The sequence below is a fragment of the Halobacterium sp. KA-6 genome, from assembly GCF_021029015.1.
Taxonomy (GTDB): Archaea; Halobacteriota; Halobacteria; order Halobacteriales; family Halobacteriaceae; genus Halobacterium.
Window position 1 is genome coordinate 1 of the sequence record NZ_JAJJZH010000022.1, and the last position, 12882, is coordinate 12882.

The 12882-nt window shown below is 51.8% G+C and carries 9 protein-coding genes and 3 pseudogenes; 7 read left to right on the forward strand and 5 right to left on the reverse strand.

Features of this window, described 5'->3' with window-relative positions; all coding sequences use genetic code 11:
• Positions 1 to 128: pseudogene (locus LPA46_RS18300) on the reverse strand (electron transfer flavoprotein subunit beta/FixA family protein); the annotation flags it as partial.
• Between the two features lie 369 nt (positions 129 to 497).
• Between LPA46_RS18300 and LPA46_RS18305 the strand changes: the two are divergent.
• The gene (locus LPA46_RS18305) at positions 498 to 1286 is read left to right on the forward strand and encodes a 2-amino-3,7-dideoxy-D-threo-hept-6-ulosonate synthase (RefSeq protein WP_230893750.1); all 789 of its coding nucleotides are present in this window, start codon (positions 498 to 500) and stop codon (positions 1284 to 1286) included.
• A 146-nt stretch (positions 1287 to 1432) separates the two neighbouring features.
• On the opposite strand, the gene LPA46_RS18310 is transcribed toward LPA46_RS18305, so the two are convergent.
• Complete coding sequence (locus LPA46_RS18310) at positions 1433 to 1777, reverse strand: cupin domain-containing protein (RefSeq protein WP_230893751.1); 345 nt, start codon at positions 1775 to 1777, stop codon at positions 1433 to 1435.
• Positions 1778 to 2043: 266 nt separating this feature from the next.
• On the opposite strand from LPA46_RS18310, the gene LPA46_RS18315 reads away from it, so the two are divergent.
• On the forward strand, positions 2044 to 3198 hold the full coding sequence (locus LPA46_RS18315; RefSeq protein ID WP_230893752.1) for an NAD(P)/FAD-dependent oxidoreductase: 1155 nt from the start codon (positions 2044 to 2046) through the stop codon (positions 3196 to 3198).
• 1111 nt (positions 3199 to 4309) lie between these two features.
• Here LPA46_RS18315 and LPA46_RS18320 read toward each other — a convergent pair.
• On the reverse strand, positions 4310 to 5893 hold the full coding sequence (locus LPA46_RS18320) for an aldehyde dehydrogenase family protein (RefSeq protein WP_230893753.1): 1584 nt from the start codon (positions 5891 to 5893) through the stop codon (positions 4310 to 4312).
• 284 nt (positions 5894 to 6177) lie between these two features.
• Here LPA46_RS18320 and LPA46_RS18325 point away from each other — a divergent pair, with 284 nt between their 5' ends.
• Positions 6178 to 7104 carry a DUF1152 domain-containing protein gene (locus LPA46_RS18325; RefSeq protein WP_230893754.1) on the forward strand — a complete coding sequence of 309 codons (927 nt, stop codon included), beginning with the start codon at positions 6178 to 6180 and terminating at the stop codon, positions 7102 to 7104.
• Positions 7105 to 7168: 64 nt separating this feature from the next.
• Here LPA46_RS18325 and LPA46_RS18330 read toward each other — a convergent pair.
• A pseudogene (locus LPA46_RS18330) lies at positions 7169 to 8123 on the reverse strand (IS5/IS1182 family transposase); the annotation flags it as partial.
• A gap of 201 nt (positions 8124 to 8324) precedes the next feature.
• Here LPA46_RS18330 and LPA46_RS18335 point away from each other — a divergent pair.
• From LPA46_RS18335 to LPA46_RS18350, 4 genes are all read left to right on the forward strand, one after another.
• On the forward strand, positions 8325 to 8591 hold the full coding sequence (locus LPA46_RS18335) for a hypothetical protein (RefSeq protein WP_230893755.1): 267 nt from the start codon (positions 8325 to 8327) through the stop codon (positions 8589 to 8591).
• 137 nt (positions 8592 to 8728) lie between these two features.
• A complete protein-coding gene (locus tag LPA46_RS18340; protein ID WP_230893756.1) occupies positions 8729 to 9544 on the forward strand; it encodes a mandelate racemase/muconate lactonizing enzyme family protein in 816 nt (271 codons plus the stop codon).
• A 347-nt stretch (positions 9545 to 9891) separates the two neighbouring features.
• Complete coding sequence (locus tag LPA46_RS18345; RefSeq protein ID WP_230893758.1) at positions 9892 to 10683, forward strand: SDR family oxidoreductase; 792 nt, start codon at positions 9892 to 9894, stop codon at positions 10681 to 10683.
• 168 nt (positions 10684 to 10851) lie between these two features.
• Positions 10852 to 12345: a sodium/proline symporter gene (locus LPA46_RS18350; protein WP_230893757.1), complete on the forward strand. Its 1494-nt coding sequence runs from the start codon at positions 10852 to 10854 to the stop codon at positions 12343 to 12345.
• A 125-nt stretch (positions 12346 to 12470) separates the two neighbouring features.
• Here LPA46_RS18350 and LPA46_RS18355 read toward each other — a convergent pair.
• Positions 12471 to 12882 (reverse strand): annotated as a pseudogene (locus LPA46_RS18355) (transposase); the annotation flags it as partial.

A 12882-nucleotide genomic window follows, 5' to 3' on the forward strand; every position in this document is an offset into this window, starting at 1 on the left:
TCCTCGACGGCGTAGTCGTCCCACTCGTTGAGGTCGTAGTCGAGATACCGGCTCTCGATTTCCGTGCCGGAAATCTCGAAGTCGTCCTCGACAGTAGCGACCTCCTTGACAGTGACAAGTACCTTCATGTGTTGCTCCAATTTAGGTATTATTACGAGGTGACTTGAATTATCCGGTGAACGGCCATGGGGTCAATCCCCGAGGCACGCGGTCTGTTCCCCTGTAGACACATGTAAAAATGATTCTTCAGGGTGTCGCCTCTGGGTTGGTGGTCTTGAATTGGTGCTGGAAATACCAGACTTGAGGAAGGGCGGAAGGGAAACCGCGATTGTGAGAGTAGTGAAGTCTTGCGTTGTGCAGCCGTCTCTTTGGTTTGAAGTCTTGCGTGTTGAACCACTGCCTGATAGTTTTCAACAGGAAACAATCCTGTGATAATGAAGTTGGTAATGAATACCGGATGCAAATGAATTATGAAGTAGTTGCCCTGCTATAGATATATGAAATCGGGCGTCAAAGCACGAATGGACCGGATCGCAACGGACGGACGAATGGTGAATATCCCCATGGATCATGGGATCACCATCGGCGCAACGAAGGGCTTGGAGGATATTGAATCGACAATTGATGCAGTAACACGGGGTGGCGCTGATAGCGTACTGACGCAGAAAGGCCTCGCCAGCCGTGTCCACCCGAATAAGAATGGGAAGGGGTACGTGGTTCACTTGAATGCGTCTACCACCATGGGCCCTGATTCGAATGATAAGAGGATGACTGGAAGCGTCTTGGAGGCTGTTCGTGCCGGTGCAGATGCCGTTTCCCTGCACCTCAATATTGGGAGTGATCATGAGCCACGTCAGTTAGAAGATTTAGCAAAGGTCACGAAGGAGGCCCAGGAGTATGGTATGCCAGTGCTGGCAATGACCTATGCACGGGGTCCTGGTGTCGATGAACACGACGAAAAGAATCTGGCGCACGCAGTTCGGATTGCTGAAGAGATGGGGGCAAATATCGCGAAAACTGCGTACTCAGGAGATGCAGAATCGTACCAAAGCGTTGCCGATGCAGTAGATATTCCAGTCATTATGGCCGGAGGAGATCCGCAATCAGATCGCCACATGCTCCAAAATGTTCGGGGTGCAATTGATGCTGGTGCAGCAGGTGTCTCAATGGGTCGCTCTGTCTTCCAGCACGATGACCCAGAAGCAATGACAGAGGCAGTCTCAAGCATCGTTCACAATGGCGACGGTGTACAGGCAGCCATGGACGTGGCTGGACTTTCCCAGTAGAGCGGAACCTCATCGATTTTCCGTCCTCAATATTGTGTGAGGAACGGCTTGATTGTGCTGGAATTAAATAAGTAGTGACAGCCGAGAGCCGACACGTCTTGAAAAGTCACTATAACATCTCGTTCGGATAAATTTCAAACGGAGGATTACTCCCGGTCAGTCCAGAAGTCGAAGCTACGGCCAGGTGCGAAAACATCGAGGCCAATCGCTAACTCATCGCCGGTGTTCTCAACCCTGTGTTCTTCCCACGCTTCAAGGTGAGCGGCATCATGCTCCGTGAGAGTTACCTCGTCGTCCTCCGTGTATATCGTCAACTCACCCTTGAGTACGACACAGACTTGCTCATTCTCATGGTCATGCATTGGAGATGAGTGCCCTGGTGGTTTTTCGAACCACTCAAACGAGAACTGGTCACTTTCTGCAAGTGATTTCCGCTGCCATCCCTCTTCAGGCTCGTACGTCACTGCCTCTTCGATAGTAGTCGCTTCCATGGACAACAATTGAGATGACACCCAGAAGGGTCATAATAGTTTGGATCAGATAGATACTCTATGATAAGGGAATGCAGCTATAGGCTAGTTGAGCATCAAGTAGTCCATTAAATCTTCGAGAACCAGTCTCGAACAAGTCTCCCGAACCTTGCCAAATATGGATTACTGGATCAAGTCTCCACCTGCAGACGAGGTGAACTTGAATAACGTGCCCGTAGAACTAGCCTGCACAAATACTTTTAGCCTAGTAGTTCCAGATGAGGAGTGTGCAAGTCGTAGTCATAGGCGGCGGTATAATCGGAATTGCATCGGCGTACTATCTTCGCCAAAAGGGGGCGAAAGTCATCCTTCTGGAGAAGGGGACTCTTGGAAGCGGGAGTACTGACCGGGCAAATGGGGGAATTCGAGCCCAGTTTTCATCTCCGGTCAGTGCAAAACTCTCTAAGGAAAGCATTGAGGTCTGGGAATCATTTGAAGACGAGTTCGAAACCGACATCGCCTATCGGAAACCAGGGTACATGTTCTTAGCCCGGAATGAAGAGACAGCTGCACAACTGGAAGAAAACGTCAAGAGACAGAATGAGGTTGGTGTGGACAGCGAGTTCTTAGAGGCCGAAGAAGCGGCCGAGTTGTGTCCGGGACTAAATTCGGATAATTATGTGGCTGCGTCATACTTAGGGACTGACGGGGTCGCTGACCCCCATCTTGCTTTACAGGGATTCTCAAAGGCTGCAGACGAAGCAGGCGTTGATATCCGAACAAAGACTGAGGCAATCGATATTCAGCAAGACTCTACTGGGCAGGTGTCTGGTGTCAAGACCGCTGACGAAATCATTGAAGCAGATTATGTCGTCGATGCAGCTGGTCCGTGGGCACCACGTGTGGCGGAGTTCGTGGGTGTAGACCTCCCAATTTCACCAAAGCTCCGACACTTAATGGTCGCTCAGCCAGACACAGCTGTTGACGAAACAGTACCATTTACGATCGACCAAGATCGTGGTGTCCATTTCCGGCCTGAACGAAATGGAGCCGTTGTTTGCGGAGGTCATTTCGATGATTCAGATCCTGACCAGAATCCAGATGCGTATTCTAAGCAGGTCACGTTAGATTGGTCTGCGAAAGTGATTGAAGAACTTTCGGATGTGGCGGGGTATTTCGGCCCAGAAACGGTTGTTAAAGAAGGATGGGGTGGACTCTATTCGGTAACTCCAGACCATCACCCGATTATCGAAGAGGTTACCCCCGGATTTGTTGTTGCTGCCGGATTTTCGGGACATGGATTCATGCAGTCGCCGGCCGCCGGCCAACTCGTATCGGAGGTCATTATGGATGGCTCACCATCTCTAATCGACATCTCAAAGCTCACGGCTGATCGGTTCGATCGCGGAGTCCACCTCGAAGAAGGCACTGTCATCGATTGAACTGCGACCGAATTAGCTCCATTATAGGCTGAATCGGCGCAATCCCACGGCGTTTAGGCCGTGGATACGCGCCGTCACTTAGTGGAGCATTCTATCGACAATTTGCGTAGTCGAGTTTCCAATCCATACGTTAAAGCGACCAGAATCGCTACATAGCGGTAAGGTCCGGTCGGAACGGAGCGGATTCCGAACGACCCTCGGAGGCGGCCTGTTCGCCCTCGTAACGAGGTCGTTCGAAAATCCCCGATTTTCGTGATCGCGAGAGACAGCGTCTCTCGGACGACAGTATCCAAAACGCCGACGTGGTGAACGCGAATCCTCGAAGGGTTCGTCGTTGTGTCCGTCGGCTTGAGCGAGCCCAACGATGCCTCCGAGTCCGTCGAAATCTGGGGGACTCTCCGTGGCAAAAACAACACGGAGAATCCAAACATGATGGAGGAGAGGAGTAACGTCGGTTTGGCACTGCCGGTCAGCCACCATCCACGATGGCTGGGTTAGATGCGGACTCCCGTGAAGTGGCGGCGTCCATGGTTGCGAACCTGAAACTCCCACCGCTCGGGATTCCTCCGCGTTTACGCGAAGGAGGATGTCAACTTGGAGAAGTGTGTTTGCGTTGAACTAGAGTCAGCGTTCAGACAATGCCGTAAGTGATCGGATTACTGATGTCCGGGAAGGAACAATCGAGAGTCGTGGGTGGCTAGATTTCGATATTCGTGTTTTCGCCAGTCAAGATTGCGTCGCAATTGAGGGGTCAACCACTTTATTCACGCATCTGTTGTGCGGAAAATGTGGGGTTTGATTGAGTTAGTTGCTCAGTCTGAACCGTGTCTTGGAGCCCACCCACATTTAGGACAACCCAAGAAACCTTGATCTCTATTCAGCTCGGTTCCACACTTTTTACAGTCGGATAATGGCTCTTCGCTAGCAGGTTCGGTCGCCGAATATCGGTCCAGGATCTTCATATCTAGTGGCACGCCCATGGGATACGAATAGTTTTCGGTGAGAATAAATTGAGGACTCGGGATTTAGGAAAGATACAAAATTCGATCCCCCATCGCGATACTGCGAAAGAGATTATGGTGCTTAGAGAGGTGTTACCGCGCGAGCGTATTTATTCGACGCGAGTGCGGCTCTGTTCGCGCATGAATTGCTGGACGTACCAGTATCCACCAGCGAACTTTCCAGTCGTACCAGAGAATTTCCAGCCACCAAAGGGCTGAGCCTGAACGAGCGCCCCAGTTGTTGCACTCTGGTTTCGGTTGACATAAGTCATTCCCGACTCGATCTCATTGAACCACTGGTCAATCTCTTCCTCGTCTTCGGAGAAGAGGCCAGCACAGAGCCCATACTCACTATCGTTCGATTTACTGATTCCCTCGTCGAAATCAGAAATCGGATGAATCGTGACGAACGGGAGGAAGTGTTCTTCCCGCGCAAGTTTGTGTTCATGGGGGATATCTGTAACAACTGTAGGCTCAACAAACCGACCCTGAGATAGTTCCCCATCGGATACAACGTTGCCTCCCGTTCGAATAGTCCCGTCGCTGCGGGCCTCCTCTGTGATTTCTTGGTAATACTCTAACGCGCTATCGTCGATGAGGGGTGAAACAAACGTGTCCCGTTCCGAAGCGCGCCCAATAGTGAGTTCCTCCGCTTCCGAAACCAGCTGGTCAGTGAATTCGTCTATAACATCCTCGTGTACGTACACACGCGAGGTAGCTGAACATTTCTGACCGCTGAAGGAGAAGGCACCCTTCTTAACGCCCTCGACTGCCTTATCAATATCAGCAGTATTGCTAACAATGACTGGGTTCTTGCCGCCCAGTTCAGCAATAACCGGGCCACGCTTTCCAAGCTCCATGAAGGTCTCCTGAATATTCAGGCCGACCTTCCGTGAGCCAGTAAACGCGATCCCACTCACATCTTCGTGTTCGACGAGCGGTTGACCAACATCACTGCCACCACCCATTACAAGGTTGAGCACACCTTCCGGGAGGCCAGCTTGGTGGAGAATATCTACGTACTTGTGCGCAACCAGCGGGGTTGTGCTCGCCGGTTTTACGACAACCGTGTTGCCAGCCACCAGCGCACCGCTAGTCATGCCGGCAACCAATGCCATCGGGAAATTGAATGGCGAAATCACTCCGAAAACACCGTACGGGCGGAGGAGGTTTTTCGTATGTTGGCCCGGAGTAGGTTCGCCAGTGTCGAATTCGTATCCATTCGAACGCTCGAATTCGCTGCTATAGAAATCAAGGAAGTCAATCGCTTCATCGACGTCAGCCATTGCTTCAGTTCGGTTCTTTCCATTTTCTAGGGAGACGGTGGCAGCGAGTTCATACTTCCGGTCGCGCATTATATCCGCAGCATCCTGGAAGATCTCAACGCGTGCACTGGTATCAAGAGCTTCCCAGTCTGGGAATTTCTCTTTGGCAGCTCGCACAGCAGCATCTACGTCTTGTTCAGTTCCAGCTGCGAATTCACCAATTTCAAGGTCCTGATTGCCGGGGCTGGTGACTGTAAAAGTGCTGTCAGTGTCGACAGCCTCTCCCTCAATCTGCAGCCCATGCGACTGTCCCAGTTCCTCTCGGACAGATTCCACAGCTTCATCGTACGCCTCGTGAAATGCCTCTTCTTCGCCGTTTTGTTTATGTGTGAGGTACGTCAGTTCGTTATCAAAGTCTCTCGGTTGCACAAACCGACCGTGTATACGAGGGATAATATAGATTGGGAGTTCGGTAAAATACCGTAACGAATGTGGCTGCTATTCCACCCTTAATTGAATCAGCCACTGCGTCCATTTCGAAGGAAGTCGCAGATCCGAATCTGGAATCTACAGCGTAGCGGATCAGCAACCACGGTCAATTGGAATGTATCCTCTCCCAAGCGAGACTAAATGCATAGGCACTTTTTCTTAATGGGTGTCTACTGTTGTGGAAATCAAGAAGAGACTTGTATCTCCGTTTAAGGATATCCAATATGGATACGATTGAGGAGGTCTACGACTGTACACGGGCGTTGATATTTGGAATTGGTGGCGGTGGTGACGTAGTGGGAACCATCCCAACTATGCGGTTCCTGGAGGAGCACGATGTTGATACAATCATTGGCGGATTAACATGGGAACGAAGCGTTGCTGACCCGCAACCAGGTCCACGTTCTCTTGACGAGCTCACAGAAATCAACCGAGTGAGTGAAGCGGTTGGATTGGGTTCAGGAGATACACAGACCAATGACGGTGTGCAATTCGCGGAATCCACCGTCGCATCCACGCTTCAACGTGACGTCGCGTTTCTCGATATTACTGGCGGGATGGAAGGGTTCCGTTCTGGACTGGAAACTGCATGCGAAAAGCTCGATATTGATTTGATAGTTGGAATCGACTCTGGTGGAGACGTTCTGGCAACGGGAACTGAACCGGGGATTGTGAGCCCACTAGCTGACGGAATCTGCTTGGCTGCCCTGTCAGAAATTCAGGTTCCAACATGTATCGGTATGTTCGGGTACGGGAGTGATGGCGAACTCACAGTGTCTGAGTTGGATCGGAACATTGGTGCGATTGCTGCTGACAGTGGACTGTTGGGGGCTTGGGGATTAACACCAGATGTTGGTGCTGAACTTGAACGAATTATCGAGAGGGTACCAACCGATGCGAGCCGGCTTCCATTGCGTGTTAGTCAAGGAGAGGTCGGTACGCACCCTATTAGAGGAGGGAAGCGAACAGTTGAGCTCACTCCTGCAAGCACGATCACCTTCTATTTGGATACTACGGCTGTCGCGAATCGGTCATCACTGGCTCGTATAGTTTCCGGAACCAATAGTGTCGAATCCGCCGATGAACAACTTCGTGCTGAGGGATACGACACGGAACTACAGTTTGAACGGTCTGAGATCGATACCAGCTGATTTGGAGGGGTATCCAATCGAATGATTTGAATAATTCAAAAGAGGATATCATAGAACTCTTGTCATACTTTGATAAGGTGCTTCCCGGATTGTCTCCGCGTTCGTAGTTAGTGATAGCGACAACGACAATTGCACTCGTGCGTGGACATGGCCTCGAGCATGGGGTACGTCCGAAGCCACAATCCTTCACTGAATCCTTACTTCGTTCAACTCCTGTAAGGCGATTATGCGTCTTGTCCAGTATAGATTTCTTTAGCTGTACGTCTGCGCTGTGTTGCTCGATGCAGTCTTCATCCCTGTACTCGATATCGAGCGAGTCGTCGGTGTTTTCGCACGTTGTACGGCGCGAGAGGCACGAGCCCTGCAGCCAGCAGGCGGTCGTACCAGTCGAGCGTGTCGTAGTCGCTGTCACCGACGATCCAGATCGGTTGTGAAACGGGAGGTCGTCACGCGTGACTCACACCGCCGTTCCTTTGGCGCTTGCTTAATCTCAGTCCATTCAGATACAATTATGGTCTTAGACCCGGTCGAGACGAGGGTACGGACGTAGTGGTAGTGCTCAGCTGTTGGGTCGTAACACTTCGATACTTGATCGATGCGCATCGGTTTCACATCGGTTAGACCGATGCAGCAAGTCCGGTCGACCAAACCGAAGCTGGTAGCCTGCTAGACGAGGTTGTAAGAGACGTCGTCAACGATTTGTTCAAGCACGGTGAGGAAGCAATCGACCGCGTCTCCCGACGGCGGTCGATTGATGCCACATCTGAGCCAGAAACTACGTTTCGAAGCGCTCACTCAACGAGGTTAATGTCGTAGAGGTTCCGGTAGTAGCAGTGAGGGAAGCCACGAATCAGCCCTGGCAGTGCGTACTCTTGTCATCCCTCATCTCCGATGGCAAGAACACGCCAAATTCGTCGAAATACTCGAAGGAGAGGCAATCGAAACACGCTATTACCTCTGTCTCCACGGCATTGAAGAACGGTTTTACCCAAATCATCTTGCAGAGTCGCTGAACTCATACACCTCAGAATTTACCCTCCATTCTTTCTTATACCACCGGATCCTGATCAAATCATGGATTTAGCTATTTTACCCTCTCACGCTGGGTGATTCAACTCCCCTTCTCAAAACATGCTACCTTCTAAGTTAGTCGGTCAAGAAGTCGCTCCAGCCCATGACACCCCCTCCCTTTATACCACGATACCAGTGATTCACGTTCCATGGAGATAACTCGCGTTGAAACCGTACCGTACGGCATCCCTGTCGACGGGTTCGCCGACTCCTACACCGAATTCACACGTTCTAACGCTGTCCTCGTTAAGCTACACACCGACTCTGGCCACGTGGGCGTCGGAGAAGCCTGCGCCTGGGAGCCGGAATTCTACGGCGAAACTATCGAGTCCGTTGACTCAACAATACGGAACTATGCCGCGCCAGCGATTCTCGGTGAGGACCCCACTAACATCGGCCGTGTCCTGAAGCTATAGTAGTCTCCAGAAGTGCCTACTCACATTTCTCACCAGATCCTCTAGAACCGACCAAGCTCGCCAATCTACGATGGATGTCACTACAAAGACTTCCAGATTCTACTATAGTTGACGAACGCCTCGGGCGCATAACCTGCGTGAAGGAAGGGATTGACCTGGCGTTACACGACTTGGTCGGGAAGATCCTTGACGTGCCGGCATACACGTTGCTCGGTGGCAAGTTCCGCGACAGGGTCAGAGTGGCTGCTGAGATCGGACTAGACACGCCAAAGGCGATGGCCAACGAGGCAACCGACATTTTGGAAGACGGGATCAAGGTTGTCAAGATCAAGGGTTCCGACAACCCAGACTTGGACATCCGTCGCATCCATGCGACACGTGACGCACTCGGCGATGACGTGCCGCTACGCCTTGATCCCAACGCGGCTTGGACCGCGACGGAAACGATCCGCATATTGCGAGCGGTGGAAGACTGCCACCTCCAGCACGTCGAACAGCCCGTACCCACAGACGACGTTACAGGACTCGCACATATCCGTAAGAACAGCTCCGTCCCGGTGATGGCCGACGAAAGCGTCTGGACCAGAGGTGACGTGGTGCAGCTGTACGACTACGACGCCGTCGACTCCGTCAATCTCAAAATTGCCAAAACCTGTGGGCTCCATCGCGGCAAGAAGATTGAGGCCGCAGCTGGAGCATTGGGAATTGCCAACATGGTTGGCACTGAACTCGAACCAGGAGTATCTGCAGTTGCCAAGATCCACTTCGCCGCGTCAATGCGCGAACATCCTCTTGCGAGCGAGTTCACGGAACTCGTTCAAGTGGACGGGTCGATCCTCAAAGAACCTCTCAAGGCCGACAGCGGTGTGATCGAGGTGCCCGAAGGGCCAGGGCTCGGCGTCGAAGTTGACGAAGACGCTCTGCAAAAGTATGCAATAGATGTCTCGGAGTAACCCGGGGAGCGATCTCCTGTAGTAATCCGTGAGGCAGGCTCGAAACCAGGATACTCGCTATTCAGATCACCGAGGGGTTGCTTCTGGGTCGGTTCACGACCCAAGCGTTACTACGGAGTCGTTCTTTCCGGTCCATTCCATCGCATTTAACGTATACCGCCCGACTGGCCTTGTTGAGGCGTCTTCCGCCTAGCGGTTCATTTCTACAATCCAGAGGGACACAGACGTAAACGACCACGGGTCGGGTAACCCATGGAACTCTCGCTGTATTCTTTAGAACGGCTGACGCGGGAGTTCCCTGCGATGGCGTTAATACTATGTGTCTCGGTGACAGCCTTGGAGACGCAATGGGATTCCAGCTATCTGGTAATGTAGCGTTAGTCACAGCTTCAAGTAGCGGACTCGGTAAAGCTTCGGCCGAGATCTTCGCTGAAGAAGATGCAAATGTCGTGGTCAACGGTCGGGATAGTGGACGGCTTGAGGAAGCTGTTGAGGAGTTAGATAAACTGGGAGAAGGCGAGGTCATCGGGGTTTCTGGTGATCTGACGAACGCCGAGGATATAGAGAATCTTGTCGATCAAACCTTGGAAGAGTTTGGCCAATTGGATCACTTGGTTACGAATGTAGGAGGTCCGCCAAGTGGCTCGTTCCTCGAGACGACGGAGAAAGACTGGTATGAGGCATACGATCTTCTCGTCATGAGTGTTGTTCGGCTTGTCAAGGAGTGTGTTGACCCGCTCAAAGAGAGTGAGTATGGAACCATCGTGAATATTACATCGCGGAGTGTAAAGGAGGCAATCGATTCGTTAGTTCTCTCTAATTCCGTCCGGATGAGTGTTATCGGACTTGAAAAGACCCTTTCAAAGGAACTTGCACCGGAGGTGCGAGCAAACGCGGTTCTTCCAGCACCCCACGAGACTGAACGAATCCGAAATCTCGTTGAACAGGGTGTCGAACGCGGCGAGTATGAATCCGTGCAGTCCGGACTAGAGGAACGAGGTTCGGATAATCCAATGGGTCGGATTGGTCAACCTCGAGAACTTGGAGAAGTTGTTGCCTTCTTGTCCTCTCCCCGTTCCAGCTATGTGAACGGCGTTTCAATCCCCGTCGATGGTGGCGACGGCAGTTCAAACCTCTAATCTGAACGCACCACTCTCAAATCTTATCTCTTCTCCTGTTTCGTGCGATCTACTCACTTCTCAAACTGACTTAATCAGACGGAGCCCCTATTTCCTATACACATAAACTAATATTTAGCGTTAATTATAAGACAGATGGATTAGAAAAAGCGCTTGTGGTTTGCAAGCATGACAAGCTTTGACAGCAACGTGGCCGCAGGACTAATCGGATATTTGATATTAGTCGCGATTCTAGGGTACTGGGGATCAAAGCACATAGAGTCAGAATCGGACTTTTTCCTCGGTGGCGAAAAGCTACCGGGATGGGCATTGGCCCTCTCCGAACGAAGTTCCGACATGTCGGGTTGGCTCCTTCTCGGACTACCTGGGCTTGCGTGGGCGACTGGACTATCATCGGTGTGGGTGATTGTTGGTGCAGCTGGTGGTGCTATCTTCCAGTGGATCGTGTTCTCGCGGCCCTTTATGGAGGGTCGGAAGGAAACTGGAGCTGTTACCCCTGTCGGCCTGATTGCGGAGAAGCTTCCCGGAGACCAGGACACTATCCGTAGCCTAACTGCGTTGGTAACGTTTATTTTCTTCATGGGATACGTTGGCTCGCAATTCCTGGCTGGTGGAACGATATTCCAAGACGTCTTCGGGGTTAGTCCAACAGTCGGACTAGTTGTCGTAGCAGTCCTCATTATCCTGTATTCAATCGCTGGGGGTTTCTTGGCGGTCGTTTGGACTGACGCCATGCAGGCGTTGTTGATGGTGTTTACCCTCATCGTTCTTCCTGGGATGCTGTTGGTACAGGTGATTACCGATCCCTCGCTCGCTATTATGAGATCTCTCGAGGCATCCGGCGGAGGAAGAGCATCTTGGTTCGGCGGCGCCACTGGTGGTGCTGCGCTTCTCCTGCTCGGGGCTAATCTCAGTTGGTTCTTCGGTACCCTAGGAGGGTTCCCTCATCTTGATGCAAGATTTATGGCACTTCGTAGCGAATCCGACCGCCGGGTGGGTATCCTCGTATCAACCGTTTGGGGAGTTCTTACCTCGATTGGGGCGATTCTGTTGGGCCTTCTGGCTCGAACGCTCCATGGCGCTCCCGCAGCCTTTGAGGGTAACAGAGAGATGGTCCTTCCGTTCATGATTACAGAACATACACCAGACATTGTCAGTGGGATTTTGCTTGCGGGTGCACTCGCTGCGATGATGTCGACTGCGGACTCACAGCTAATTGTTGCCAGTTCAGCGGCAGCACATGATATCTATACGAAAGTTATTAACAAAGGAGAAGACTTTAGCGAGAAAGTCCAGATTCGCATCTCTCGACTCGGGACTCTGGCTGTTGGGATGGTGGGTCTCGGTATTGCCTACTTCACCGAAAGCCTAGTTTATACGCTAGTCAGTTATTCGGCTACAGGGCTCTTTTCGGCATTCGGCCCAGCGTTCACACTCCTGTTCTTCTGGGGAGATAATCTCTCCAAGCAAGGAGTTCTCGCTGCTTTCATCGCAGGACCGGTTACCACTATCATCTGGGTCGCTTTTGGGTTCACAGATATCGTAACGGTTCGTCTGGTCGCGCCGCCAGTTGGCTTCGCTGCAGCGATTATCGGATCTTTCATCTGGCCCCGACCCCATGAAACGACCCAATCGGAACCGACCTCCGCAATGCAAGATTAGGTTTTTATCAGTCTAACAATAATTAGAGCAGGCGACTCTCGTAACATGGATTGATTCCACTTTTTACCGCTCGAACAGGATGTACCAACTAAGAATGCTTATAGGAGCCTGTCATAGAATCCATCTCATAGCTTCTCACAGCCCGGATCATTTCCTCGCTCATAGTTGGTGATTGCAACAACGAGTCGTAGGCAGAGCGCAACGAACACTTCTGTCCGTGCGTGGACGCGGCCTCGGGCGCGGATGTACCCGAGGCCGCAGTCTTTGACTGTGTCGTTGGTTCGTTCAACGCCTGTGTGACGGTTGTTGTACGTCTCGTCCAAGATAGATTGTTTCAGCTGCACGTCCTCGCTGTGTACGGTGATGCGGTCTTCAACCCTGTATTCGATGTCTAGTGGGTCGTCAGTGTTTCGCGGGTTGTACGGAGCGATTGGCACGACCCCTGTGGCTAGCAGGTGGTCGTGCCAGTCGAGGATATCGTAGGCGCTGTCTCCAAGCATCTAAATAGGTGTATCGACGGCGACCCGCCTCACACGT